This is a genomic window from Desulfofundulus sp. TPOSR, from assembly GCF_011393055.1.
In the GTDB taxonomy this organism is placed as follows: Bacteria; Bacillota; Desulfotomaculia; order Desulfotomaculales; family Desulfovirgulaceae; genus Desulfofundulus; species Desulfofundulus kuznetsovii.
Window position 1 is genome coordinate 733644 of record NZ_JAAOEF010000003.1, and the last position, 25766, is coordinate 759409.

Annotated in this window: 32 protein-coding genes and 1 riboswitch; of the genes, 25 read left to right on the plus strand and 7 right to left on the minus strand. The window is 55.7% G+C overall.

From position 1 onward, the window contains the following. The first annotated feature begins 9 nt into the window (after positions 1–9). Both G7K71_RS14625 and G7K71_RS14630 read left to right on the plus strand, forming a co-directional pair. The gene (locus tag G7K71_RS14625; protein ID WP_166347804.1) at positions 10–591 is read left to right on the plus strand and encodes a Uma2 family endonuclease; all 582 of its coding nucleotides are present in this window, start codon (positions 10–12) and stop codon (positions 589–591) included. Between the two features lie 43 nt (positions 592–634). Continuing rightward, complete coding sequence (locus G7K71_RS14630) at positions 635–1504, plus strand: type VII toxin-antitoxin system HepT family RNase toxin (protein ID WP_166347807.1); 870 nt, start codon at positions 635–637, stop codon at positions 1502–1504. Between the two features lie 104 nt (positions 1505–1608). Here the strand turns inward: G7K71_RS14630 and G7K71_RS14635 are convergent, their stop codons facing one another. The 5 genes from G7K71_RS14635 to G7K71_RS14655 all read right to left on the minus strand — a co-directional run bounded on the left by G7K71_RS14635 (position 1609) and on the right by G7K71_RS14655 (position 6059). Then, positions 1609–2133, minus strand: a complete 525-nt coding sequence (locus G7K71_RS14635) for a hypothetical protein (RefSeq protein ID WP_166347810.1) — start codon at positions 2131–2133, stop codon at positions 1609–1611. Then, a complete protein-coding gene (locus G7K71_RS14640) occupies positions 2075–2485 on the minus strand; it encodes a nucleotidyltransferase family protein (protein ID WP_121451313.1) in 411 nt (136 codons plus the stop codon). Before G7K71_RS14640 ends, G7K71_RS14635 begins: the two co-directional genes overlap by 59 nt. Positions 2486–2721: 236 nt before the next feature. Beyond that, positions 2722–3984 carry a flagellar hook-associated protein FlgL gene (gene flgL / locus G7K71_RS14645; RefSeq protein ID WP_166347813.1) on the minus strand — a complete coding sequence of 421 codons (1263 nt, stop codon included), beginning with the start codon at positions 3982–3984 and terminating at the stop codon, positions 2722–2724. A gap of 164 nt (positions 3985–4148) precedes the next feature. After that, positions 4149–5534, minus strand: a complete 1386-nt coding sequence (flgK, locus tag G7K71_RS14650) for a flagellar hook-associated protein FlgK (RefSeq protein ID WP_166347816.1) — start codon at positions 5532–5534, stop codon at positions 4149–4151. 30 nt (positions 5535–5564) lie between these two features. After that, the gene (locus tag G7K71_RS14655; protein WP_166347819.1) at positions 5565–6059 is read right to left on the minus strand and encodes a flagellar protein FlgN; all 495 of its coding nucleotides are present in this window, start codon (positions 6057–6059) and stop codon (positions 5565–5567) included. Positions 6060–6233: 174 nt separating this feature from the next. On the opposite strand from G7K71_RS14655, the gene G7K71_RS14660 reads away from it, so the two are divergent. Beyond that, positions 6234–6605 (plus strand): flagellar protein FlaG, encoded by a 372-nt coding sequence (locus tag G7K71_RS14660; RefSeq protein WP_166347822.1) that lies wholly within the window; start codon positions 6234–6236, stop codon positions 6603–6605. A gap of 42 nt (positions 6606–6647) precedes the next feature. On the opposite strand, the gene flgM is transcribed toward G7K71_RS14660, so the two are convergent. Together flgM and G7K71_RS14670 are read right to left on the minus strand one after the other, a co-directional pair. Beyond that, on the minus strand, positions 6648–6950 hold the full coding sequence (gene flgM / locus G7K71_RS14665; RefSeq protein WP_166347825.1) for a flagellar biosynthesis anti-sigma factor FlgM: 303 nt from the start codon (positions 6948–6950) through the stop codon (positions 6648–6650). A 194-nt stretch (positions 6951–7144) separates the two neighbouring features. Next, positions 7145–7930: a hypothetical protein gene (locus G7K71_RS14670; RefSeq protein WP_166347827.1), complete on the minus strand. Its 786-nt coding sequence runs from the start codon at positions 7928–7930 to the stop codon at positions 7145–7147. A 420-nt stretch (positions 7931–8350) separates the two neighbouring features. Between G7K71_RS14670 and G7K71_RS14675 the strand changes: the two genes are divergently transcribed. The 22 genes from G7K71_RS14675 to fliR all read left to right on the plus strand — a co-directional run bounded on the left by G7K71_RS14675 (position 8351) and on the right by fliR (position 25735). Further along, positions 8351–8647 carry a type II toxin-antitoxin system Phd/YefM family antitoxin gene (locus tag G7K71_RS14675; protein WP_166347830.1) on the plus strand — a complete coding sequence of 99 codons (297 nt, stop codon included), beginning with the start codon at positions 8351–8353 and terminating at the stop codon, positions 8645–8647. Then, positions 8644–9060, plus strand: coding sequence for a putative toxin-antitoxin system toxin component, PIN family (locus G7K71_RS14680; protein WP_166347833.1), 417 nt, complete (start codon positions 8644–8646; stop codon positions 9058–9060). The genes G7K71_RS14675 and G7K71_RS14680 overlap by 4 nt, the downstream gene beginning before the upstream one ends. 38 nt (positions 9061–9098) lie before the next feature. Then, entirely contained in the window at positions 9099–10334 is a 1236-nt protein-coding gene (pseC, locus tag G7K71_RS14685; protein WP_166347836.1) for a UDP-4-amino-4,6-dideoxy-N-acetyl-beta-L-altrosamine transaminase, read from the plus strand. A 200-nt stretch (positions 10335–10534) separates the two neighbouring features. Continuing rightward, a riboswitch (cyclic di-GMP riboswitch) is annotated at positions 10535–10622 on the plus strand. A gap of 109 nt (positions 10623–10731) precedes the next feature. After that, positions 10732–11133 carry a flagellar basal body rod protein FlgB gene (flgB, locus tag G7K71_RS14690; protein ID WP_166347839.1) on the plus strand — a complete coding sequence of 134 codons (402 nt, stop codon included), beginning with the start codon at positions 10732–10734 and terminating at the stop codon, positions 11131–11133. A 6-nt stretch (positions 11134–11139) separates the two neighbouring features. Then, entirely contained in the window at positions 11140–11586 is a 447-nt protein-coding gene (flgC, locus tag G7K71_RS14695; protein ID WP_166347842.1) for a flagellar basal body rod protein FlgC, read from the plus strand. A 349-nt stretch (positions 11587–11935) separates the two neighbouring features. Continuing rightward, positions 11936–12235: a flagellar hook-basal body complex protein FliE gene (fliE, locus tag G7K71_RS14700; RefSeq protein WP_166347845.1), complete on the plus strand. Its 300-nt coding sequence runs from the start codon at positions 11936–11938 to the stop codon at positions 12233–12235. 16 nt (positions 12236–12251) lie between these two features. Beyond that, positions 12252–13778: a flagellar basal-body MS-ring/collar protein FliF gene (gene fliF / locus G7K71_RS14705; protein WP_166347848.1), complete on the plus strand. Its 1527-nt coding sequence runs from the start codon at positions 12252–12254 to the stop codon at positions 13776–13778. A gap of 7 nt (positions 13779–13785) precedes the next feature. After that, the gene (gene fliG / locus G7K71_RS14710) at positions 13786–14799 is read left to right on the plus strand and encodes a flagellar motor switch protein FliG (RefSeq protein WP_166347851.1); all 1014 of its coding nucleotides are present in this window, start codon (positions 13786–13788) and stop codon (positions 14797–14799) included. Further along, positions 14783–15595: a FliH/SctL family protein gene (locus tag G7K71_RS14715; protein WP_166347854.1), complete on the plus strand. Its 813-nt coding sequence runs from the start codon at positions 14783–14785 to the stop codon at positions 15593–15595. The genes fliG and G7K71_RS14715 overlap by 17 nt, the downstream gene beginning before the upstream one ends. Before the next feature lie 37 nt (positions 15596–15632). Next, positions 15633–16949: a flagellar protein export ATPase FliI gene (gene fliI, locus G7K71_RS14720; protein ID WP_166347856.1), complete on the plus strand. Its 1317-nt coding sequence runs from the start codon at positions 15633–15635 to the stop codon at positions 16947–16949. An 80-nt stretch (positions 16950–17029) separates the two neighbouring features. Beyond that, positions 17030–17467, plus strand: coding sequence for a flagellar export protein FliJ (locus G7K71_RS14725; RefSeq protein ID WP_166347859.1), 438 nt, complete (start codon positions 17030–17032; stop codon positions 17465–17467). Positions 17468–17612: 145 nt separating this feature from the next. Beyond that, on the plus strand, positions 17613–19079 hold the full coding sequence (locus tag G7K71_RS14730) for a flagellar hook-length control protein FliK (RefSeq protein ID WP_166347862.1): 1467 nt from the start codon (positions 17613–17615) through the stop codon (positions 19077–19079). A 15-nt stretch (positions 19080–19094) separates the two neighbouring features. Further along, on the plus strand, positions 19095–19499 hold the full coding sequence (locus G7K71_RS14735) for a flagellar hook capping FlgD N-terminal domain-containing protein (RefSeq protein WP_166347865.1): 405 nt from the start codon (positions 19095–19097) through the stop codon (positions 19497–19499). Then, positions 19500–19892, plus strand: coding sequence for a TIGR02530 family flagellar biosynthesis protein (locus G7K71_RS14740; RefSeq protein WP_166347868.1), 393 nt, complete (start codon positions 19500–19502; stop codon positions 19890–19892). An 89-nt stretch (positions 19893–19981) separates the two neighbouring features. Further along, the gene (locus tag G7K71_RS20090; protein ID WP_313884991.1) at positions 19982–20848 is read left to right on the plus strand and encodes a flagellar hook basal-body protein; all 867 of its coding nucleotides are present in this window, start codon (positions 19982–19984) and stop codon (positions 20846–20848) included. A gap of 155 nt (positions 20849–21003) precedes the next feature. Continuing rightward, complete coding sequence (locus G7K71_RS14750) at positions 21004–22158, plus strand: flagellar hook protein FlgE (RefSeq protein WP_166347871.1); 1155 nt, start codon at positions 21004–21006, stop codon at positions 22156–22158. 226 nt (positions 22159–22384) lie between these two features. Beyond that, the gene (gene fliL / locus G7K71_RS14755; RefSeq protein WP_166347874.1) at positions 22385–22867 is read left to right on the plus strand and encodes a flagellar basal body-associated protein FliL; all 483 of its coding nucleotides are present in this window, start codon (positions 22385–22387) and stop codon (positions 22865–22867) included. Between the two features lie 59 nt (positions 22868–22926). Continuing rightward, complete coding sequence (gene fliN, locus G7K71_RS14760) at positions 22927–23307, plus strand: flagellar motor switch protein FliN (RefSeq protein WP_313884992.1); 381 nt, start codon at positions 22927–22929, stop codon at positions 23305–23307. Next, a complete protein-coding gene (fliO, locus tag G7K71_RS14765; protein WP_166347877.1) occupies positions 23304–23774 on the plus strand; it encodes a flagellar biosynthetic protein FliO in 471 nt (156 codons plus the stop codon). The genes fliN and fliO overlap by 4 nt, the downstream gene beginning before the upstream one ends. Continuing rightward, positions 23749–24546, plus strand: coding sequence for a flagellar type III secretion system pore protein FliP (fliP, locus tag G7K71_RS14770; protein WP_013822854.1), 798 nt, complete (start codon positions 23749–23751; stop codon positions 24544–24546). Before fliO ends, fliP begins: the two co-directional genes overlap by 26 nt. A gap of 135 nt (positions 24547–24681) precedes the next feature. Further along, positions 24682–24951, plus strand: coding sequence for a flagellar biosynthesis protein FliQ (fliQ, locus tag G7K71_RS14775; RefSeq protein ID WP_166347880.1), 270 nt, complete (start codon positions 24682–24684; stop codon positions 24949–24951). A 13-nt stretch (positions 24952–24964) separates the two neighbouring features. Further along, positions 24965–25735, plus strand: coding sequence for a flagellar biosynthetic protein FliR (fliR, locus tag G7K71_RS14780; protein WP_166347882.1), 771 nt, complete (start codon positions 24965–24967; stop codon positions 25733–25735). Positions 25736–25766 lie beyond the last annotated feature (31 nt).

The following is a 25766-nucleotide window of genomic DNA, read 5'->3' on the forward strand; positions in this document are numbered from 1 at the left end:
GGATAGCCCATGGTGACTCAGCCCGCTGAAGAAGTCAAAAAGTTCTATACTTACGACGACTATTTGGAGATAGACGATGGCAACCGTTATGAACTGATCGAGGGGGAACTGGTCTTGGCGCCATCGCCGGGCACACGACATCAGCTTTTGGTAGGCAGGCTTTTTAAGATAATTGATCAATATGCCCAGAGAACCGGCTCCGGGCAAGTTTTTATTGCCCCCCTGGATGTGGTTTTAGACGAACCGGTAAAAATGAACACTTTCCAGCCGGACGTAATCTTTATCAGCAATGAGCGGCTTGGCATTATAGAAGAAACACGGATCAACGGCGCCCCGGATCTGGTGGTGGAGGTTCTTTCGCCGGGCACCATCCGGCGGGACCGGGGCAGGAAAAGCCGGCAGTATTTCAAGAGCGGGGTAAGGGAATTCTGGCTTGTAGACCCGCAGGAACGGCTGGTGGAGGTATTTGTGCCCGGCGAAAAAGACTGGCAGCGCACCGGGGTGTACGAGGAAGAGGATGAAGAGTTCATCACCTCTACGGTTCTGCCCGGCCTGGAAGTGAAAGCCCGGGACATTTTGGGGTTGCCATAATTCATAAGGGCCTGTGGGTATTCGGGGAGGTGTTGAGGGGCAAATGCCGGCAGTTGCGGAAAGGTTGCCAAAAGAGTTATTAAAAATACCCGCGCCCTTTTATGAGCGGCACGGGATAGAACTGGCTTTTTTATTCGGTTCTGCCGTTGAAGATCCCCCGGCGACTCCCCGGGATCTGGACGTGGCCGTACTTTTTTCGGACTATCATTTTCAACGTTACCTGAAGACCTTTGATGAACTATCCGCGCTCATAAAGCGCCGGGACGTAGACCTGGTCGCATTGAACCTGTGCAGTCCGGCGCTGAAGATGGAAGCTTTAACTAAAGGTATTTTGCTTTACAGTAGAGATGAAGAAAGCTTTGCCCGCTTTGCCACGGATACCTTTTTCGATTACGAAGACTACCTTTACTTTAAGTGCGAGTACAACACATGCTGGCGGGAACGGGCGAGGGGGGGCTTGCTTGTGGCCGGGAGGAGGCTTAACCGCGAGCGGATTGAAACCTGCTTATCTCAAATGGATCAGGCGGTTCAGCGGTTAAAGGACCTGCGCGCACGATTCTCGTCCTACGAGGAATTCACCATTGATCTTGACACCCGGGATCTGTGCGTGCATCACCTGCGTATCGCCCTGGAAAGTGTCCTGGATATTTGCCGGCACTTTCTGGCAGTCAAAGGGGTGGCGTTGAGTGAGTATGATACCACCAGCCTGATCGAACTGGCCGGGGAAAAAGGATTGCTGGATCACCGTTTCGCCCGCCGGATTAAAGGTATGGCCGGTATGCGCAATGCCATCGTTCACGTTTACTGGCGCCTGGATTACCGGGCAATTTATAAAACCGTCACCGGAGAATTGGGTGATTTCGAAGAATTTGCCCGCCAGGTCACCTCTTATCTTGAGCAACAGACCCATTGACCCGTCGCATTTCCAAATGTCCAATCCAAGGTAGACGCCCATGCGTATAATCACCCATTCACCAATGCTTTTTGTAAAAAACAGGCCCACTGGTAAAACTGCGATTATTCAATGTTCTTTTCCAGTTCTTCGATCACACCCGTAACAAATGTCTTGAACTGGTCCATTTTGCCCTTTAAAAGACCCAGGATATCGCCCATATTTTCCGCCAGGTGGCACATTTTCAGCCAGCGCAGCTCACCGGCATAGGCATGGCGGAAAAGGTGGCGGAAGCGGCGGTATTCATCCAGCTCTTCCATTAATCCCCGGGATATGACCCCGGGCCGCAGTCCTTCCAGTTCTACGGCCATGCTTCTTAAAAGTTCCCGGTGCCAGTCTCCGGCCTTAACCGGACCACCATCTATCTGGCGCGAAATGCGCTCGAACATTGATTCCACACCAGTGTAAAAATGATGCAAATAGGCCGCCATGGCCATCAGATCCCGGTCGGGCACGGGACCGGTTCTGGCATTCACTTCCTCTAATAAAGCCCGGGCTTTAGTGGCAATCTGATCAATTGCCCGCAAGTCTTCATTTATTTCCGATATCAGGCGTTTTAAGCGGGCTATTTTCCTCTCCCTGGCGGTCATATAAGACGATCCCTTCTTTTTGCACCCGTTCCTTTAATGTTTCCACGGCATTTTCCAGCAGCACCAGATCCACCGCAAAAGGGCGGGCTATCTCTTCCGCCAGCCCGTAGGCCTTCAGGTATTCCCTTTCCGGGAGGCCGGCCACGGCCAGATCTATGTCCGAAAACTGATCAAAATCATCCGTGGCCAGGGAGCCGAAAAGGCAGACCTTTGTTACGCCGAACCGGCGGGCCAGCTGCCGGGCTATTTCCCCGGCCTTTTCCCGGGCCAGGCCTGCTTTTTGCTCCAGTTCTTTTTCTTCCCGGGCCACTTCTTTCAGGTGGCCCTGCAGGTATTTCCGGTAATTGTTCATCGTCCCGCATCCCTTATAACCCTCTTTTTGGCGGCAAAGGTAAATCCCCCACGCTTCTGCATTCCGGCACTATTATACCAGAAAGTTGAAAAGCATAACAGCCCCGTTGACCCGCCGCATTTACGGACCTGCCGCATTTACGGAAATGCAGAAAAGAAGCTGGAAGTTTCCTGTAAACTTCCAGCTTCTTCTTAAAGATGGGTTAAAGATGGGGGACGGGCCAGGTGTAAAAACGGCTAGCGTAGATAGTCCAGCAGAGACGTTTCCAAAATTCTGGCCCCCGCAGCCAGGGCCGCCTGGTAGGCGAGCTGCTGGCGGGAAAGATCCACGGCCACCCGGGCCACGTCAGCGTCCTCCAGGTTGCTCAGCACCTGGGTGAGGCGTACCTCCTGGTCCTGGAGCTGGCTGCGTACCGACTCGAAGTGGTTGGTACGGGCCCCCACCTGCACACGGTAGCGCAGGATATGGTCGAGCTGGTCGTTTAGTTTCCCGATAGAGCTATGAACACCGGACACATCACCATCTTTGAGGCTTTGGGCCAACTTCATCAGTACTTCGAAAACGCCGCCAACTACTTCATGACTATTCTCATTATAAAAGCCGAAAACTCCGGGGACAACATCTTCAGTTTCAGGATGTGACGCGAAAGTAGTTGAAGCACCCAGAGTTCCGTCGCTGGCTTCCTTTACGCTGAGTGTTCCGCTGGCACTTTTAATTATAAATGCATTTTGGTTGGGTCCATTATCATCAATAAAAGTAGCCCAAACACCAGGAACCATGTCGGTAATTTTCTCTGCAATACTTGAGTAACTTTCCCCGGCGGAAAACGGTATTTCAAACTTATTAACAACCCCATTCCTACTAGTTTCAATGATTAAATTACCATCGGCTTTTGCAGAAGTTTCATCTCTACCTATTCCTCTCCCACCGTCAAGAGGATAACCAAGATTTATTGTTGTATAGGTAACAGGAGGAACATCAATTGTATAATTTGCCTGGTCCAGGATCTCCCGGGAAACGCGCTCGAGGTTGCCCCCGTAATATATCTTGTCGCCATCCCGCCAGAACGGCGGCTGGTCGTTTTTCGTACCGGCAAAAATATACTTCCCGCCCACGGTGGTGTTGGCTATATCCACCAGTTCGTCGATCATTTTGTCGATCTGCTCGCCGATGGCAGCCATGTCGTCCGGTTCCAGGGTGCCGTTGGCGCCCTGGATGGCGTATTCGATTGCTTTTTGCAAAAGTTCGCCCGCCGTGCCCAGGGCGGTGTCGGCCCCGTCCAGGTAGCTCAGGCCGTCGGTGATGTTGCGCATGTACTGCTTGTTCCGCTCCACCGCCGCGCGCACGTTGAGGAGCTGGCTCAGGGCCGGCGGGTCATCGCTCAAGCGCAGTACTTTGCGGCCGGTGGACATTTGCTCCTGGGTGCGGGCCAACCTCTGCATGGCGTCCTGGATGTAGTTTTGAGTGCGCCGGGCAACCAGCATGTGGGTAACGCGCATTGTTTTTCCCTCCGCATCAGGGATTTATCTTTTGCCGTTATTCCTGGCGTCTGACAACACGACCTTTTCACGCCTGTAAAACGTTCTATTAATCCTACTTAACCCTCTACCGGAGCCGGGACGTGAAGAAGTTCAAAGTCTGTAAAACGTTCTATTAATCCTACTTAACCGGTCCTGTTGATCAGGTAGTCCAGCATTTCGTCGATGGTAGCCAGCACCCGGGCGCTGGCCTGGTAGCCGTACTGGTACTGGATCAGCCGGGAAAGTTCTTCGTCCAGGTTGACCCCGGACACGGACTGGCGCAGGGATTCCACCTGCTCGGCGACGGCACGATGGGTGCCGGCCATGTTCGATGCGCTACCGGAGCGGGCGCCGATGTCGGCCAGCAGGGCGTGGAAGTATTCGCCGAAAGTGGCGCCGTCCAAATCGGCCTGCCCAATGGTGGCCAAGCGGGCAACGTAGAGAGCTCTTTCGCCTTTAATGGTGGAGGGATTGCTCAAGATATCCGATTTTACGGCAAAATTGCCATCTTTTAGTGAACTGAGGGGGGTGAAAAATTCCTGTTCCAAAGCCTCATTGACGGCATCCCTTAAAGCTTCGGAGAGTTTGTTAAAACTTTCCATGTACCCGGCAATCCTCAAGCGGGTTTCCTCCAGCCCCGCCAGGCTGCCGGCTTTTCCCGGATAGCCGGTCAGGGGAACTTTTTTTCCCCCAATCTGCAGCAAAGAAGATTGAGCACCGTCCAGCTTCAGCCCCACCGTAACGTCCGCAGCTCGCACATCCACCCCGAAGAAGGTCAAAGCAATTTCCCCCGTCGGCTTACCCCCGTCGGTCAGGTAGGTGACGCTCACCGGCCCGTACTCCGCCAGCCGGTCCAGCAACAGGTCCCGTCTGTCCAGGAGGTCGTTGGGCTGGTTGCCCTGGGCGTAGACCCGCTTGATGGACTCCGTCAGTTCCCGGATTTGCCGCAGGATTTCATTTACCGCGTCCACCTGGTCTTTGAGCTGGCCGCCGGTAACGTTGCCGTCGGAGCCAACCTTCAAAATGCTTCCTGAAATATCCTCCAGCTGCTGGTACGCCTCCCGCATCATGGTGGCCAGCTCGCCACCAGTCTCGGCCACGGCGGCCTTGACGCCGGGGTCCTGGGGAGTATTGTTGAGGTCGTGCCAGGTATTGAAAAACCTGGTGAGGGTGCTGGCAATGCCGCTGGCGACGGGCTCGGGGAAGACGGCCTCGATGCGGCCGAAGATTTCCTCCTGCACCTGCCAGTACTCCCGGGAGGAAATGCTGTCCCGCGCCTGCACGTCCAGGTACTCGTTTTTGATGCGCCGGATCATGGTCGCTTCCACGCCGGTGCCCAGCTGCCCCGGGAGCAGCCTGCTGCCCAGTGTCGGGTTGGCGTACGGGTCGGTGGCGGCGATGACCGCCTCCTGCCGGGTATAGCCGGGCGTGTTGGCGTTGGCCACGTTGTGGCCGGTGATGTCCATGGCCGTACGGTGGGTCGAAAGCCCCCGCCGGGCGATTTCCAGGCCGAAGAACGTTCCGGGCATGCGAAAAATGCACCTCTTCTCTTGAGGGGTTTACACGGATTTATCGACAAAAGACGGGCCGGTGCCGCCTTTATCCATGGCGCCGTCCGGCAGGTATGTCTTTGCAGGGGCCGGGGCAATGGCCCTTAAAAGGCGATCGCAGAAGCGCAGGGCGTTTTGGGCCAGCAGGTTGTTGAGCTGGATCAAATCCGCCAGTTCCCGGGCCTTCCCCCGCAGTTCCGCCACCAGGTTCATTGCTTCCTGCCTGCCGGGCACCGGCGGCAGGGCGGCAACCAGTTCCGCCAGCGGTGCCCCCGGCGACAGGCCGCAGGCCCGCCCGGCGCATTCCTGCACCCTGGTGCTGGCCGCTTTCAATTCCTCCATCTGCCGCGCCAGGAATTCCAGCTCTCTCGTTGCTTCATTCAACGAGTCTCCGCTGTTTTTGCGCAGGGCGTCGTTTAGCTTTTCTGCCGCCACCGCCATTTTTTCCAGCGCGGCCAGTTCCGCTTTTAATATGGAAACCAGTTCTTCCATAAGTCCCTGCATAGCCGGTCACCGCTCATCAAAAAAAAGCGTTTCTCTACTTTACTTATCTTCGGCAGGAGGAAAATATCCTTGAGCTTCTCGTTTCCGAAAAAACTTTCTGCCACCTTAATTTTTTGCCATATCATGACGAATAAAAAAGTTAGCAAGCTTTATACAGTGAAAGGCAGGATGAAGATGAGTAAGGTGGAACCAGCTGTCAGAACGGATTTTTCCTCTATGGTGAGGGTGTCCCAAACCTTCAAGAATGATGTCCCCGGCGCCGGGGAACAAAGGGATAAAGAGGCGCTTTTTATGGAAGAAATAGGGGAGGATAAAAGGCCCACCGTCGAGGAGGTGCGGGAAGCCGTCAACCGGATCAACGAAACCATGGAGCTCTATCGCACAGAACTGCGGTTCGTCCTGCACGAGGAAAGCGGGGAAATCATGGTAAAGGTGATTAACGCCGAGACGCAGGAAGTAATCCGGGAGATCCCTCCGGAATGGGCCTTGAAAATTGTGGCCAGCGTGAAAAAGATGCTGGGCCTGATTCTGGACAGGTTTATTTAGCACCGGACCCGCTGTGGCGCGGGAAATGGCGGGTAAAAAGCATCACACATGCCTGTCCAGCCGGCGCTCCTCCATGATGCCCGCCGCCACCTTTTCCCGGTTGATAAAGTAGGTGCCTTCCGCAAGCCGTTTTTTTACCGATTCAACCAGTTCAACCCTGACTTCGGGAAGCTTTTTTAAATGTAACCGGTAAAGCTGTAATTCGCGGGCCCGTTCGGAGATTTCCAAGGAATCGGCCGGTGGGGAATGTTTGGGGTTGCCGTTCTTCTTGTTTTCTTCTATCTTAAGACGTTTCTGGTAAACGTCCATGACCTGCCGGGGATCAAGATTATTGGTAATCCTCATTGCCCATCTACCCCCTGTTAAAACCGTGCGTAGCGGTTTCCCCGCCGTCAGCCTGGAAAGGGTGGCCTCTTAACTTTAATTCGGAAGAAACCCGGAATTTCTTTAGCTGTTGTTGCGGAAAATATTTGGTGCCAGGCACTTAACTTATTAACTTATTGGAGTGGAATGATCGTGGTGGATGTGAAAATCAAAACCTACAGCCACTCGAAGCTTTGAACCACGATAACTCCTTCCGCCTCTGCCTTTTCCAGGGCCTGGGGCTTAGCGAAATGGGTGACCAGAAGTTTGATTATTTTTGTGCCGGGGTATTCCCTGGCCACGGCGGCAACCTTTCGCTTCAACTGCCCGAGTTTTTTACCGGCACTGGTGAACTTAAGTTCCGTTTCTCCCACGATGATTATGTTTTCGCCGTTTTGCGTCCCGCGGCCGAAGAAGTTGATTTCCTCTTCACCTATATATTTGCGGACAAACTTTTCGGTGACAGCAATACCAAGCTGTTTCAGGTAGGCCGGCAGCTTCTGGTAGGCCTCGTTTTCCAGGGCGTAGGCCATGCTTTTGGCCAGGCCGTTTTGTTCGGTTCTCAGGTCTGCGGTTATGCGGCAGAGACCACGCATCTCCTCGGCCAGTGCTTTGACACTTTGTTCAGTTTTTTTCTGCGCCTCAGCCAGTTCTTCAACTTTTGCTTCCGTTCTCTTCTGCGCCTCAGCCAGTTCTTCAACCTTTGCTTCCGTTCTCTTCTGTGCCTCAGCCATCTCCTCAACTTTTTCGGCTAGTTTATCAACTCTCGCTTCCGTCCTTTTCTGCGCCTCACCCAATTCTCTGACGATCTCTTTTAATTCGTTAAAATCACGCGCCCTCACGATATCACTAAGCTGCAGGCGTAAAATGTCGTACATATCTGCCAGCACGCTGGCCTGATTTTTGTCAAAATAAGTATAAAACCTCTGTTTTATGTCCCTTGTTTCATGTGTTTCATTCATAGGAACCACCCCCCCCCGGTTATAAATTAAGTAACGATCCATTTTGCTCTTAAAAGACCCAGGGTCCGTGTGAATAATGATGCAGATAGGCTGCCATGGCCACCAGATCCCGGTCGGGCACGGGACCGGTTCTGGCATTCACTTCCTCTAATAAAGCCCGGGCTTTACCGGCAATCTGATCAATTGCCCGCAAGGCGGCAAAGGTAAATCACCCACGCTTCTGCATTCCGGCACTATTATACCATTTTCCGTATTCCTGAGAAAATATAATTACGGTCTCATTTTTTCGGCGGGTCAATCCCCTTCTGGCACCTACTTAAATTCTACACGGCCACTTAATGAAAGCAGGGTTTGACAGCGGAAACATTAAAGAATACAATAATGTTAACATTAAATTATTCTTTAATGGAGGAATCAATCATGGAACGGATTATCGGGATTAACGAGGCCCGGCCCAGACTTACGTCCATTATCGAATCACTGACCCTCGGCGCGGCGCCGGTTATACTCACCGTTAACAGTGAACCCAAAAGCGTGCTGCTTAATTATGAGGAATATTGCCGGCTCCGAAAAATTGAAAAAGATTGTAAGCGTTTAGCCCTCCAGCTGGCGATGGAAAAGATCAGGTCCAGTGCCGGGAAGGCAAAGATTACGGAAGAGGATGTTCTGGAAGAGGTACGGCTCGTAAGGAACCGAAAAAGAGGATACAGGCAATGAGGGTAGTTCTGGATACTAATGTTGTTATATCCGGTATTCTCATTCCGAACGGGCCTCCTGGAATGATTGTAGATTTTTGGGCGAAAGGCAAACTCACCGTTGTTATAAGCCAGTCACTGTTGGAGGAATATCTGGAGGTATTGCTGCGTCCAAGGTTTAATAAGGTAGGTACAATCAATGAGAGACAGGGTATTTTAGAGCAATTCCTTGACCTGGAAAATACAGTTTTGGTATCTCCTGATTTCCAGTTAAACGTTATAGAAAATGATCCCGACGATAATAGAGTTCTGGAGTGCGCGCTGGAGGGTGGGGTTCAATACATTGTTTCCGGAGATGAGCACCTCTTAGCCCTGAAAGAGTTCCAGGGTATTATCATTGTTTCACCGGCAGAATTTGTTAAGCTTTGTGTATAGTTTATCAAAAAACTTGAAAAAGGAGCAATAACCTGCACATGGGAACTCGTGCCGACCACCTTGATCTACAAATACCCGCCATTGCCGGGGGTAAACCCGTGCGGGAAACGTATCTTCCCTATGCCCGGCAGTGGATTGAAGAAGACGACGTCGAGGCCGTCACCAGGGTACTGCGAGGCGACTGGCTGACCACCGGCCCGACCCTGGCCGAATTCGAAAAGCAATTTGCCGCCCGGGTGGGCGCCCGTTATGCCGTGGCCTTCTCCAGCGGGACGGCGGCCCTGCACGCGGCCTGTTTTGCCGCCGGTGTGGGCAGGGGTGACGAAGTGATTACCAGCCCCATCACCTTCGTGGCCAGCGCCAACTGCGCCCTCTACCTGGGTGCGAAGCCCGTGTTTGCGGACATAGATCCGCGCACATACAATATCGACCCGGCAGAAATAGAAAAAAAGATCACCCCGCAAACAAAGGCGATCATTCCCGTACATTTCACCGGACAGCCCTGCGATCTGGACGCCATTCACGCCCTGGCTGAAAAGCACAATCTTGTGGTCATTGAAGATGCCTGCCACGCCCTGGGGGCGGAATATAAAGGGCAGCCCGTCGGCTGCCTGAGCGATATGACCGTCTTCAGCTTCCACCCGGTGAAACACATCACCACCGGGGAAGGGGGAATGGTGACCACCAATTCCGCCGAGCTGTACCAGTGGCTGCTGCTTTTCCGCAACCACGGGATCACCCGGGACCGGGAATTGATGGTAGAAGACCAGGGCCCCTGGTACTACGAAATGCTTGATGTTGGCTTCAACTACCGCATGACGGATATTCAGGCCGCCCTGGGTTTGAGCCAGCTGCGCAAGCTGGACCGTTTTGTGGAGCGCAGGCGCGAGATTGCCCGTACTTATAACGAAGCCTTTGCCGGCCTGCCCGAAGTGGAAATCCCGTACCAGGCTCCATACGGTCACTCATCCTGGCACCTTTACGTGCTGGCCTTGAAACTGGAGCATCTAAAATTCGACCGGCGCCAGGTATTTGAAGCCCTGCGGGCGGAAAACATCGGGGTGAATGTACACTATCTGCCCGTGTACCGCCATCCCTACTACCGCTGGCTGGGGGACCCGGACAGCTGCAGCCTTTCCGGGTTTTACTGTTTCCACGCGGAAGAGCTGTACGAGCGGATTATCACCCTGCCCCTTTATCCGGCCATGAATGACGGGGATGTACGGGACGTAATCACGGCGGTGCGCAGGGTTATAGCCTGGGCACGAAGGTGAAAGGGAACCTCCCCACTTTCGACTTTATTCGACGTTTTTCTCTGGTTTTACTCCGTACCTTGTGTCAAAAAGCTCAAGTTTTGTTATTTTTTTTTGTTTTTTTCTTCTCTTATAGAAGGAGTTTGGGAGATCGTGTCAAATATTTTACCATTTAGTTACCAAAGTCAACCTGCCTTCAAACAAATAACTCATCTTAGCACATTGTCCAGGGGCAAACTTCACCGAAAGGGAGGGGCGCAAAGCCACGGGCCTAAAGCGGACTCCCGCTAAGGCAGCCGGGTTGCGACAATGCTTCCCGACCTCCGGGTCGGTTTTTTGTTAGCAATTTACATGGGTGGTATATTGCGGAGAGCGGCCCCCAAATAAGATCATGGCAGAGCAGCCGGGAGGTGGTTTTTTGGACCTTTTCGCCAGTCCCATTCTGGTGGCGCTGCAAAAGCAGCTGGATGCAGCGGCACTAACCCAAAGGGTAATTGCCCATAACGTGGCCAATGTAAATACGCCGGGATTTAAAAAATCTTCCGTCAGCTTTACGGAGGAACTGCGGCGGGCGCTGGGGGAGGATGTCCTGCCGCTGGTTACCAGTGACCCCAGGCATATCGGGGCTCCGGTCCCGCTGGCCCGGGTGGAACCCACGGTGGTGAAGGAGGAGGGCACCACCATGGGTTACAACGGCAATAACGTGGACATTGATCAGGAGATGGTAAACCTGGCCGCCAATACCCTGACGTACCAGGCCGCCGCCCGGGCTCTGGGCGACCGCCTGTCCCTGTTAACCTATGTCATCCGGGGGAGGTAACAGGCGATGCCTCTATTAGATGTATTCGGCATTAGTGCCTCAGGCTTAACAGCATCGAGGCTCTGGCTGGATATTACGGCCAACAATATTGCCAACCTGCAAACGGCGGGCAGGCCCAACGACCCCCTGAACCCGGCCTACCGCCGGAAAGTTCCCGTGTTTGCCGAGAAACTGCGCCAGGCCCTGGACTCCCCGCCCGGCCGACCCTCCTTCAACGCCGCCGGCGTGAGCGTGGCGGCAGTAGTGGAGGATCCATCCCCGCCCCGGCTTGTTTACGAGCCCTCCCATCCCCTGGCCGACCCCAATACGGGATACGTGGCCTATCCCAACATCAATATTGCCAACGAGATGGTCAGCATGATTGCAGCCACCCGGACCTACGAGGCCAACGTCACGGTTTTGAACGCGGCCAAGGACATGGCCCTGAGGGCTCTGGAAATAGGCAGGGGCTGATATTCGATATGTATTCAGTCAAATCGTGATAACAAGGATGCGTCGCTGTCCGGAGCGAACGACTTGCGAAGCGCCGGTAACAGCACCCGGTGAAGCGAGGCCGCCGGCTCGGCTCTCGAGGACGCAAGATTAACTAAGCGTAAAAAAAGTTTAAAAAAACATTAGTTAACAGCTAACAACGAAGTGCAATTAGTCACGGGCAATCCGCAGAGAGCCAGAGCCGGCCCGAAGCGAGCCGCGGTGCTGTCGGCGCGGAGCACTGGAGTGAGCGAGGACAGCGACGCATCTAACAAGGTTCGCTGAACATTTTATAATTATTCATGCTGCTAACGAAAGGGGCACTCTGTAAATGCAGGTTTTACCCGTTTCCCCTTTAACCCTGGTACCCACGGCAAGCCAGCCCGCAAAGCCGGACGCTGCTGCCGGCGCTCCCGGTTTCGGCCGGATGCTTGAACGGGCCCTGGAAGAGGTAAATAACGCGCAGGTACGGGCCGACCGGGTGGGCCTCGACTTCCTCACCGGCCGGGTGCAGGAACTGCACCAGGTGACCATTGCCATGGAAGAAGCCCGGATAATGATGTCCCTGGCTGTGGAGGTGCGTAATAAAATAGTAGAAGCCTACCAGGAAATTTCGCGCATGCAGGTTTAAGGAGCTGTTGTAGTCGATGGACCCCAAACCGATCCTGGCCCCCATTAAGGAGCGGTGGCAGGCGCTGCCCCGGTCCCGGCAGGTCCTTTTCACTGCCGCTGCGGCGGGACTGCTGGCGACCGTAATTTACCTGATCGTTCTTATCGCCCAACCTGCATATGCTCCCCTGTTCACCGGCCTGGAGCCAAAACAGGCGGGCAAAATTGCCGAAGAACTGAAAAACATGAAGGTACCCTACCGGCTGGAAGATCAGGGGAAAACCATTACCGTGCCGGAGGGGCAGGTTCATAACGTTAGGATCCAGCTGGCCAGCAAGGGGATACTGGCCGATTCGGGGGCCGGGTGGGAGCTTTTTGACCGGCAAAAGTTCGGTGTCACCGACTTTGAGCAGCAGGTTAACTACCAGCGGGCGCTGGAGGGGGAATTGAGCCGCACCATTACCAGCCTGGACGAGGTGGAACAGGCCCGGGTGCACCTGGTGCTGCCAAAGGAAAGCCTCTTCCTGGACAACCAGGTGGAACCTTCTGCTTCGATAGCTTTAAAACTCAAGGGTGAATTGAAGCCCGAACAGGTAAAGGGCATTATGGATCTGGTGGTGGGCAGCGTCCAGGGAATGAAGCCGGAAAACGTACACATCATTGACATGGAGGGCAACGTCTTAAGCGACAACCTGGCCCTGGCCGACGAGCGGGCTAAACTGGCCCGCCTGTCCATGGAGCAATACCAGGTGCGCCGGCAATATGAAAAAGAATTGGAGACCCGCATTCAGCAGATGCTGACCAAAATCCTGGGACCGAACAAAGCGGTGGCCATGGTTACGGCCGACCTGGATTTTGACCAGCGTCAGACCACCACCACTACCGTGCAGCCGGGGCAAACTTTGAGCCAGCAAACCATTACCGAAAGCGGCTCGGGCACGGGTGCGGGTGGGGCGCCGGGAACGAATACCGCCCAGCCGGGACAGACCATCCAGGCTCTTACCGGCGGCAATTCCCAGTACCAGAAGCAGCAGACCATTACCAACTATCAGCTGGGCAGCCAGCAGCAGACCCTGGTCGCCGCACCGGGAACCCTGCGCCGGCTTTCGGTAGCCGTGGTTTTAAACGGCAACTACAGCGCACCCCAGGTGCAGCAGATCCAGGACATGGTTTCGGCAGCGGTGGGCCTGCAGCAAAACCGGGGGGATCAGATTAACGTTTCGGCCATGCCCTTTGATACCTCTTACCTGGACCAGTTCCGGCAGGAAACGGCGCAACCCCCCACCATGCTGGCCGGCCTGAAAAAATACTGGCCCGTGGCGGCGGGAGCAGCCGGGTTGTTAATGGGCTTGCTCCTGTTAATCCTGTTTATCCGCCGGCGGCGGCGCCGTGCATATGAACTGGAAGCTGTGGAAGAGATGCCGAAGACTCCTGTAGTAACCGGGCATGTGCCCGCACCTGAAGAAAAGCCGGCACAGCCCGGCAGGACGCAGCAGATCAGGGAAATGGCCCGGGAAAAACCGGCTCAGGTAGCCGAGGTTTTAAAGCTGTGGCTCAAGGAGTAGGTGCATCATGAATGGCAGGTTCAGCGGTCAGTTAACTGGTGTTCAAAAGGCGGCCATCGTCCTGATTGCTCTGGGGGCGGACCTGTCCGCCAGGGTCTTGAAACATTTTCCCGATGATGAAATAGAGATGCTTACCCAGCAAATCTCCATGCTGGAGAGTGTACCGAAAGAAATCCAGCAAGCGGTGCTGGAAGAATTTCTGGAGTTGAGCAAGGCCCGGGAATACCTGATGCACGGCGGTTACAAGTATGCCCGGGAAGTACTGGAAAAAGCCGTAGGTCCCCAACGGGCGGAGGAAATCCTTAACAAAGTGTCGGTAGCCATTCAGAAAGTGCCTTTCAGCAACCTGCGCCGGACCGACCCCAAGCATCTGCTCAACTTCATCCGGGACGAACACCCCCAGACCATCGCCCTGATCATCACCCACCTGGTGCCGGAGCAGGCAGCACTGATCCTTTCCTCCCTGCCTCCGGAAAAGCAGAGCGACATCGCCCGGCGGATAGCGGTTATCGACCGCACACCCCCGGAGGTAGTAAAAGAAGTGGAAAAGGTTCTGGAAAGAAAGCTCTCGATGGTGGTTCAACAGGATCAGATGGTGGGTGGTGTGAAAACTCTGGTCAACATTTTAAACCGGGTGGACCGCAGCACCGAAAAAACCATCCTGGAAGAACTGGAGGTTTCCGATCCCGACCTGGCCGACGAGGTACGCAAGATGATGTTTGTTTTCGAAGATATCGTCAAGCTCCACGATACGGCCATCCAGCGGGTTCTGCGGGAAGTGGATACCAAGGACCTGGCCAAGGCCATGCGGGGGGCCAACGAGGAAGTCAACGAGCGCATCTTCAAGAACATGTCCCGCCGGGCGGCCGATATGCTGCGGGAGGAAATTCAGTTCATGGGGCCGGTACGGCTGCGGGATGTGGAAGAAGCCCAGCAGCGCATAGTGCAGATTATCCGCCGTCTGGACGAAACGGGCGAAATTATCATCGCACGGGGTGGAGAAGATGCGATCATCATTTAGGATCATCCGGGGGAGCGTATCCTGCGATGAGGACCCCGTCTTTATAGCTCTCCGCTATGATTTTCCCGTACTGCCTTTAAACCGGGACGAACACCACGAGGGCAGCGGGAACGGCCGGGGGCAGATGGTTTCTCCGGATGAAACCCGGGCAAAAAACGAAGAAATCCTGGCTGCGGCTCAAAGGGAAGCCGCAGCCATACTGGAAAAGGCACGGCACGAAGCGGAGGTTCTGGCCCGGGAAACGGCCGCCAGAGCCCGGGAAGAAGGGCTGCAGGAAGGGTGGGAGGAAGGTTACCGGGAAGGTTACCGCAAAGCCGTGGAAGATGCTGCGGCCGAAGCCCGGGCCTTGAGGGAAGAAGCCCGCCAGGTACTGCAGCAGGCCGAAGAAATCCGCCGCGCAACCCTGGAAGCTCTGGAGGGAGAAGTGGTGGCCCTGGCCCGGGAAATGGCGGAAAAAATTGTGGCCGCCCAGTTGACCATCGACCCCGCCATAGTGCTGAATATAGTGCGGGAAGCTCTGGAAACGGCCCGGATACGGGAACAGGTGGTTATTTATGTAAACCCGGAACAGAAAAAATTGATGGAAGAAAGACGGGAGGAAATACTCCATGCCCTGACCCCCGGAACGGTCCTGAATATTATAGGCGACCCGGCCATAGAACCGGGTGGGTGCCGCATCGAAACGGCCGACGGCAGGGTGGACGCCACCCTTGAGTCACGCTGGCAGGCCCTGGAGGAAGTGCTGAGGGAAGCAGGGCTGCAGGTCGCCGGGCAAGGGAGAGCGGATCCATCATAGTTTCTGAAGGCTGGATTGGAAAGTGGGGATAACACAGATGGCTTTACCCCAAATTGACCTGGAACGATGGCGCCGGCGGGTACGGGCGGCCAAACTGCTGCGCCCCACCGGGCAGGTGGTACGGGTCATCGGCCTGACCGTGGAGGTGCGGGGCATTGCCGCCCGCATCGGTGAAATCTGCGACATCCACGTGCCCGGCGAAGCACCGGTGGTGACCGAAGTGGTGGGTTTCCGGGAAGATGTCACCCTGCTCATGCCCCTGGGGGAACTGCGGGGTATTTTCCCCGGCTGCAGCGTGGTGCCCCGGGGCCGGGGCCTGTCGGTGGCGGTAGGAGAACACCTCCTGGGGCGGGTGCTGGACGGGCTGGGCCGGTCCATGGACGGCCGGGAGCTCATTGCTCCGGACCAGTGTTACGTACCGGTGGACAACTCCCCGCCCAACCCCCTGTCCAGACAGCGCATCACGCAGATATTTTCCACCGGGGTACGGGCCATCGATGCCTTTCTCACCTGCGGCCGGGGACAGCGCCTGGGCATATTTGCCGGCAGCGGGGTGGGCAAGAGCACGCTCCTGGGCATGGTGGCCCGGTACAGCAGTGCCGATGTGAATGTGATCGCCCTGGTGGGGGAACGGGGCAGGGAAGTACGGGACTTCATTGAAGGGGACCTGGGTCCTGAAGGCCTGGCCCGTTCAGTGGTAGTGGCCGCCACTTCGGACCAGCCGGCGCTGGTGCGGGTAAAGGCCGCCTTTCTGGCCAGCGCCATTGCCGAATATTTCCGCGACCGGGGTAAAGACGTACTGCTTCTCATGGACTCGATCACCCGTTTTGCCATGGCCCAGCGGGAGGTGGGCCTGGCCATCGGCGAACCCCCGGCCACCCGGGGTTACACCCCTTCGGTTTTTGCCCTGTTGCCCCGGCTGCTGGAACGATCCGGGATGGGGGCTACGGGTTCCATCACCGCCTTTTATACCGTGCTGGTGGAAGGGGACGATCTGAATGAGCCAATTACCGATGCGGTGCGGGGCATTCTGGACGGGCATATCGTCCTGTCCCGGGAAATGGCGGCCCAAAACCACTACCCGGCCATCGATGTATTACAGAGCGTGAGCCGGGTAATGCCGGAGATTGTGGACGCAGAACACCTGGCCCGGGCCGGCAGACTGCGGGATCTGCTGGCCACCTACCGCCAGTCGGAGGATTTAATCAACATCGGCGCTTACGTAGCCGGGTCCAACCCCCAGGTTGACGCCGCAGTAAAGGCCTATCCCCGTATTGTACAGTTTTTACGCCAGGACATGCACGAGTACAGCAGCTTTGAGGAAACGATGAAAACCTTACCGGATCCCGGGTAGACGATTGGTTTGTCCTGCAAAAAAGGACCGCCGTCTTCGGTGCCGTTTGTTACACACCTGAAGCTTAAGGAGTGTCTGGCATGCGCAAATTTCATTTTCGCCTGCAGCCCGTACTGCAGTTCAGGGAACAGAAGGAAGAGCAGGCCATCCTGGCCCACTCCCGGGCACAGCGGGAATACCTGGACCGGGTGGAAGAGCTGAACAGGACAACCTCCCTGCTGGAAGAAAGCTTTGCCGGTTGCAGCGTGGGGCCAATGCGGCTGGAGAACGAATTTCACCTGGTGCTCTGGCGGGAGTGGCTTATAAATGACCGGAACCGTTGTCAGGAAGAGGTGGCCAGGGCCAATGAGAAGCTGATGCGCTGCCGGATGGAAGCCTTTGAGGCCCGGCGCCAGAGAATGGTTTTACAAAGACTTAAGGAAAAGCAACTTCACGCCCACACCCTGCAGGCAAACCGGGCCGAACAAAAGGAAACGGACGAACAAGGGCTCAGGCGGTTTTGGTGCCGCCGGAATTAAGCAGTAAGCTGCCTGCGGGATCATTTGACCCGGCAGACGAAAAGCAGGATACTGCCGGACAAGTGCTGGAGTGTTTGAGCTACCCGGAGGAGGTGATGGCACAAAAACGAGAAGGAAGATTTTAGAAAAAGGAGGTGAAACGATCATGGAAATTAATTTTGTCTCCCCGGCGCCGGAACGGCCATTTTCTCCAGGCGGCATTGCTGCCGGCTCATCCGGTTCCAGCACGTTTCTTTCCTTATTAATGCAGCTGCTGGGCACAACCGGGGAAGGTACAGCCGCTGCAAACGCAGCCGGTGGGGATTTTAGCGGGGATTCGGAAAACGGTAGTACACCGGGACCACTCGCCGGCGTTTTGAAAGCAACTTTTACGGATATAGCTTCCCTGCTGTCGCCCGCAGGTATTCTTTCCGAAGAACCGTTCACACCAGTAACCAATAGCTCAGAGGGGACAAAGGAACAAAATGCAAGCAATAATGAAACGGAGATTTTCAGTGATTGGGCGGCCCTTTTGGCGGCAATCTTTAACCTTTACAACGAACTGGAAAACAAAACATTGGAATCCGTATTGGGTACCGGTAATAACAGCGGAAACAAAAGCATTCCCGCAATTGCCGCAGTTGCCCCGTCAAGCCAACACCAGGGAGCAGCAGAATTTCTCCCTTCACCGTCACAGAAGGCTGCATATGCGGCCGGGCAGGTCGAGCAAAACATAAAGCCCTGGGATTTAGTCTTGAAGGAGCTAACCCTGCTTGACTTGCAGCAAAATGGTGTTGATGTCTTCCATGACGTGGAAATTAACCAGTTAAAACCTTTTCTGTTTCAATTCATGCAGCAAAACGGAGGGGAAGTTCTCCAGAAAAAGGCCGGTTCCGGGGAAGAAAGGTTGCTGAACAACACCGCCGGGCTTGAGCTTAAAGGTACGCGGGTACCGGTGGCCCCGCAGAACACAGTCCCCGGGGAGGTTCCGGATTCCGGCAGGTTGGAGGCTCCCCGGATCCGGGACGGTACGGTGCCCCGGCAAATCGCACAGGATACAACTTCTCCTCCTATCATGAACCGTAATGACAGCGCCGGCACCCCGGGCCACAATCCGACGCACTACCAGTCAACCAATCACAGCGGAGACGGAATTACCGGAACTTCCAATAATTTGTCCAATCCAATAATACAACGGGAGAATGTAAACCTGCTGCAAATGCCGGCTTTAATCGGCCGGGTGTTGCGGCAGGCCGTGGCGCGGCATATCGAGGGGCAAACCCACCTCTGGTTCAAGCTTGAGCCGGAGCACCTGGGTGAGGTAATGATCCGCCTGATCTACCGGCAGGGGGATGTGAGCGCCCACTTTCTCGCAAGTAACCCCGCCGCCGGGGACGCCATTGAAAGTGCTCTGCCCCAGCTACGCGAGGCCCTGGCCGCCCAGAATCTACACCTCCACAGCGCTTCGGTATCAGTAGGACATGAGGGCGGTCTCCCGCCCCGGAGTGATTACCAGCAACCGGGATACAATTACGGGCGGCAGCACAGCGGTTCCGGCGAAAGACCGGGCGGCAGTACCGGGCAAGAACCGCCAGCAGATCCATTGCCGGGTGGTATCAACCTTTTCGTTTAAAGGTGGGATGTACAGATGGAAGTAAATTCAGCAAGCAGTATCTACTACAATCCGCAGGACAAATTTCAACCGGCCAAAAAGGAACTGGACAAGGACGCCTTTTTACAAATTCTGGTTGCCCAACTGCGCTACCAGAACCCCATGAGTCCCATGGACCAGGACCAGTTCATGACCCAGATGACGCAAATTACGGCCCTGGAGCAGATCATGAACCTCAACAAGAACATGGAGGTGTTGCTACGGACACAGGAGCTCTCGCTGACTGCCAATCTGGTCGGCAAGCAGGTGACAGCGGTGGGGGAGGACGGCCGGGACGTTGAGGGAACGGTGGAAAAGCTCATTATTAACGAAAACGGCATCAAACTGGTGATCAACGGCACTCCCTATGACTATGGTACGGTAAAGGAGATCCGGAGTTAAATGGATGTCAAGATTCACGGACTTTTGCCTGCACCGCTAGCTCTCCCGGTTTCCCGGGAAGGCCGTCCTGAAAAGCAAGACAAGGCATCCCAAACGGGCTCTTTCAGGGAAGTGCTGCGCCGGGAAATGGACGGGGGCCGGCTGAAACTGTCGGCCCATGCCGAAAAACGCCTGCGGGAGCGCAACATCACCCTGAATGACGCCGACATGGAAAAAATCAGCCGGGCGGTGAGTCTGGCCGCCAGCAAGGGGGTGAGGAATTCACTGGTTATATACCACGACCTGGCACTGGTAACCAGTATACAAAACCGTACGGTAGTAACAGCCCTGGATCGCCATTCCGAATCCGGACGCGTTTTCACCAATATTGACGGAGCCATAATTGTCGAGTAACGGCCGGACCGCAAGGAGGCCGTGCGACCGCTGAACGACGGAGGCGGCGCTGAATAGAAGTCAGTCGTCGGAAGTCGGAAGTCGGAAAAGTGGTTGGAATAACCGTGGATATACGTGAGGTGAGAATAAAAGTGATCCAGTCCATATATACCAGCCTGGCCGGTATGCTCAGCCACCGCACGCGCATGGACGTTCTGGCCAATAACATCGCCAACATAAACACCCCGGGGTACAAAGCGGCCCAGGCCAGTTTTCAGGATACCCTTTACCAAACCATACGCGCCGGCACAGCTCAAAGCAACCCTTCCCAGATGGGAACGGGCGTAATGCTGGCCGCTGTGCTCAACAACTTCAACCAGGGGCCGCTTGTGCCGACCGGCCGATCGCTGGACCTGGCCATTAACGGGAACGGTTTTTTCGGGGTAAAAGCAGGCGATGAAGGCGGAGAGGACAAAATTTACTATACCAGGGAAGGATCTTTTTCAGTGGACAAGGAAGGCTATCTGATCAACTCCAGCGGCCTCAGGCTGGTGGACGAGAGCGGAAGCGAGATACAACTGGATGTATCCAAACCCATTGCTGCCATAAATGTTTCAAACATGGGGAAAATTTCCGTCACCTACAGCGACGGCAGCACCGCCAGCGATGAGTATCAAATCGGCCTGTTCAGCTTCCCCAACCCCAACGGCCTGACCAGGGTGGGAGGCAACCTGTATACCGATAATAACGCAACGGGGAGCGGTGGTGAAGAAAGTCCTGCCGGAGAGAGGCTGGACGGAACGCCGGGCAAGGACGGCCTGGGCACCATCGAGTCCGGCTGCCTGGAGATGTCCAATGTTGACCTGGCCACGGAACTGGGCAACCTGATCGTCACCCAGCGCGGCTACGAAGCCAACGCCAAGGTCTTCACCACCTCCGACGAGGTGCTCCGGGAAACCATTGAGCTGAAGCGTTAAGATTCAACCGGGATTTCGTCAGATGCTGTATGATGGTTCGTCCTGCGATGGTTAATGAGAACAGGCCAGTTCGCAAGGATGGTAAAAACAGCTACCCTTTTTCCATCAACCTCTGCCTTGTAAGTATAAGAGGGATAAAACCGGAGGGATTAAAAATGATCCGCTCTCTTTTCGCCGGCGTCGCCGGCATGAAAAACCACCAGATCCGCATGGACGTCATCGGCAACAATATATCCAACGTGAACACCGTGGGCTTTAAAAGCGGCCGGGCTAACTTCCAGGACGTGCTCTACCAGACGCTGAAAAGCGCCGGCACATCCACCAACCCGGCCCAGGTTGGCCTGGGCGTCTCCCTGGCCGGCATCAGCAACAACATGAGCCCTGGCGGCCTGCAGTCCACCGGCCGCACCCTGGACCTGGCCATCAACGGTGATGGTTTCTTCAAGGTGATTGACCCGGGCAGCGGCAAGGAATACTACACCCGCGACGGGGTCTTCTACATCGACCAGAACGGCTACGTGGTCAACTCCAGCGGCTACCGGCTGGTGGGGGCATCATGGAACAAGGCGAAAATTACAGGTACGGAAGCTAACCCAACCATTTCGGCAGACGGTTACCTAGAATTAAAGGGGACCCTGGCAGACGGTTCGGCGGGTAAAGCTACTGCTATACAGCTAACTAATGGCATGACCCTGGATCAGGTGATAGAAAAAATCAACGAATACAGCAGCACCACGGGGGTGACGGCTTCCAAAGACCAGAATAACAATTTGGTGCTCTCCACTATATACAACGACTACACCACCAGCAACACCCTATTCATCGACCCGAACTCCAACTCCACACAATCAATACTTACTGACCTTGGATTAACTTCGGGTGACACTGCTGCACCCACCAACTACACCAACAATACGGAGATCTTTGTTGATAATGTCCCGGTAGCGACCATCAACATCCAGGACAACGGCATCATCACCGCTACCGGTACTAGCGGCGACCAGTTAACTTTTTCAGGCGGATTTGACGCGACCCGGATCTCGCTGTACATTTTCAACAATCAGGACGGCCTTCAGAGAGTAAACAAAAACCTGTTTGCTGAGAGTGTGAGCAGCGGCACGGCAACCCCGGGCAAACCCGGTTCCGCCGGCTATGGCACCATCGAGTCCGGCTACCTGGAGATGTCCAACGTGGATCTGACCGACGAGTTCACCAATATGATCACCACCCAGCGCGGCTACCAGGCCAGCGCCCGGATTATTACCGTCTCCGACACCATGCTGGAGGAACTGATCAACCTGAAGCGGTAGTAGATGTATTGTAAAATATTTACATGACGCACGGGTGGCGGTCATCCCGGGGGCATATGAGCGGTGAAGGGCGACCGCCGCCCATGATGGAACCACCGGCGGCGTCCGGTTATGACCCCATTAAGCCGCACGGCTTCAGCAGGCCGTTGCCGGCTGCCGCCGCTAAAAATTCCGGCTGCCGGCACTCATAATTAAGAACCGGCAGCCACAAAAAGGGTGTTTCCAAATGCCTGTCAGCAGAAAAAAACAAACCGGCGATGAAAATGAGAAAAAACGGGGCGGCCGCGGCCGTACCATCCTCCTGTTGCTCCTGGCCGTCATTATCGGCGGCGGGGCAACCTTCGGTGCCCTCTGGTTCTTGGGCCCGCTGTCCAAACCGGTGCAGGCCACGCCGAAAGAGCGCCCCATGGAAACCCTGGACCTGGGGGACAGGGTAATCAACCTGGCCGACGAAGGTCCCAGCCGTTACCTGCGGGTGCAGGTGGTGCTGGAGTATCCCCATGATAAAAAGCTGGTTGAGGAAATCAAGGCCAAACAGCCCATGCTTACCGAGGCGGTGCTGACCATTCTGCGCGGCAAAACATCGGATGAAGTGCTCCCGGTGAAAAACCAGGAGGCCATCAAAAAAGAAATTCTCGACCACATCAACAGCCAGCTTCTGCACGGCAAGGTGGAACGGCTGTATTTTACCGATTTCCTGGTGCAATGAGCCCGGGCCGGTGTCATGCTCTGAACGGCTGAATATATTGATGAAAGCAGGCGGTACCCGTGATTACCGAAGATGAAATCAAAGATATGATTGAGCGCATGGAAGGGCGGCAGCCGGCGGTAAGAAAGGTGAGCTTTCCCCCTCTAACCGCTCCGGCGGGGGCGGACCGCCTGAAAATACCCCTTGATTACCTGAACGACGTAAAGGTAACCATAACGGTGGAACTGGGAAGCACGACCATGAAGGTGCGGGATATACTGCAGCTTTCCGAAGGTTCCGTGGTAGAGCTGGACCGCCCGGCCGGTGACACGGTGGAGGTGCTGATCAACGACCAGCCTTTAGCCCGGGGGGAAGTGGTGGTTCTGGGCGGCAATTTTGGTGTCCGTATCGAAAGCATCCATGAACAGAGAAAAACCCGTCCGGGCGGGGAAAAACAATGAGCCACGCGGACCTGTTCTGGGCAGTGGTGCAGCTGGCCGTGAGCCTGCCCCTGGTGGCCGGCCTGGCCTATCTGGCCGTGCGTTACGGTCTTGGCCGCCATCTGGCCGTCAACCGGGGCCGGTACATGCGGGTGATCGAGCAGGTACCTCTGGGACCGAAGACCGCCCTCACTCTCGTGCAGGTAGGCCGGCGCTACTACCTGCTGGCCCAGCAGGAGAACAATGTGACCCTGCTGCAGGAATTGGACCGCCTCCCGGAAGTGCTGCCGTCTCCCGGTACGCCGGCAGGGGACAGGCCCTGGCCAACCTCATTCCACCAGGAACTATCCTCTGCCATCAACCGGTTGAAGAAACGGTTCACCGGTGAAAAACCGGCTGCGCCGGATAACGGGCCAAAGCGTTTTTTGAACCAACATCAAAGCCATCTGGATGGACAAAAAGATGAAAACACTGACGGAAAGAGATAATCGCAAAATCCTGAAACGCTTCGCTTGGCTTTACAGCCTGCTGGTCCCGCTGTCTCTGCTGACCCTTTTATTGTCTCCTGCAGCAGCCCAGGCGCAGCCCCTGCCGGGCATCGACCTGCGGGTCACCCCCACGGACAACCCGGCCCAGGTGGTGGACAGCGTCAAACTGCTGGTCCTGCTCACGGTGCTGGCCCTGGCCCCGGGCCTCCTGGTCATGGTCACCAGCTTTACGCGCATTGTGGTGGTCCTGTCCATCCTGCGGGGAGCCCTGGGCATACAGCAAACGCCGCCCAACCAGGTGATCATCGGCCTGGCCCTGTTTCTGACGTTTTTTGTGATGACCCCTACCTTTCAGGAAATTAACCGGGAGGCCCTGCAGCCCTATTTAAACAACCAGTTGACCCAGGAGCAGGCCTTTGAGGCCGCGGCCAAACCGCTGAAGGCATTTATGCTCAAACAGACCCGGGAGAAGGACCTGGCCCTGTTCGTCAGCCTGGCCAAAATGCCCCGGCCCCGGAATGCGGATGACCTGCCCATTACGGTGGTCATCCCGGCTTTCGTGATCAGCGAATTAAAAACCGCCTTCCAAATGGGTTTTCTCTTGTACGTGCCCTTTCTGGTCATCGATATGGTGGTGGCCAGCGCCCTGATGTCCATGGGCATGTTCATGCTGCCCCCGGTAATGATCTCGCTGCCCTTCAAGCTGCTGCTTTTTGTGATGGTGGACGGCTGGTACCTGGTGGTCCGGTCCCTGGTGGAAAGCTTCCATTAGGTACCGTCGCAAAATCAAAGACGGTGCAGACGGCGGTCGTCCCTTAAGGAGCACGGAGCGACGGGGGACGACCGCCGACCGAACATTAGCATAAAGACAAAACGGCTGTTAACCGCCAACATAGGGGGAAACGCTGTGACCGATACCCTTGTCACCCAGATTGCCCGGGAAGCGCTGATGATGATCCTGATCCTGTCCCTGCCCACCCTGGCGGTTTCGCTGCTGGTGGGGCTGGTAATCAGCATCCTCCAGGCCACCACCCAGGTGCAGGAGCAGTCCCTGACCTTCGTGCCCAAGATCATTGCCGTCTTCCTGACGCTGGCCATCACCGCTCCGTGGATGGTCCGGCTGATGACCAGTTACACCACACGGCTTTTCAAGCACCTGCCCAATCTTACGGGGTAAGGGGAGAGCCAGATTGCTCAACTATGAAGCAGTAGCAACCTTCATCTTAATCTTCGTCCGGGCCAGCGCTTTTTTAGCGGCGGGACCCCTGTTCTTCTTCCCCAACGTGCCCCGGCCGTTGAAGGCCTTCATGGCCTTTGTGCTGGCCGTGGTGCTTTTCCCCGTGGTGCCGGGAGTGGAACCGGACTTTCCAGGGGGGCTTTTGGGGTTTGCCCTTGCGGCAGCAGAAGAAGCCGGGGTGGGTCTGGTTTTGGGCTTCGTCGCCAGCCTGGTCTTCCAGAGCCTGGCCGTGGCGGGACAGATCATGGATATTCAGATGGGCTTTTTCATGGCCAACCTTTTCGATCCGGCCATGGGCCACCAGGCCACCATCAGCTCCCGTTTCCTGTACCTTCTGGGCATGGTGCTCTTTCTCATCCTGGACGGCCATCACGTGCTCATTGCCGGCCTGGCCAGAAGTTACGAACTGGTCCCCCTGACCGGTGCCGCCCTGGACGGAACCACCACCCTGGCCGTGGTCAAGATTTTTGCGCGCATGGCGGCCCTGGCCGTCCAGATTGCCGCCCCCGTGGTGGCGGTGGTGCTGATCATCGATATCTGCCTGGGCCTTTTGGGCCGCACCGCCCCGGAAATGAACATTTTCATGCTGGGCTTTCCGTTGAAGATCGCTCTGGGCATCCTCACTTTAAGCGTGATGGTTCCGCTTTTCGGCGTGGTCTTCCGGGCCATGGTCCGCATGATGGAGCAGGACCTGTATACAGTGATCCGCGGGCTTTCCGGGTGACACGAAATAAGTTAATAAATTGCGTGCCAGG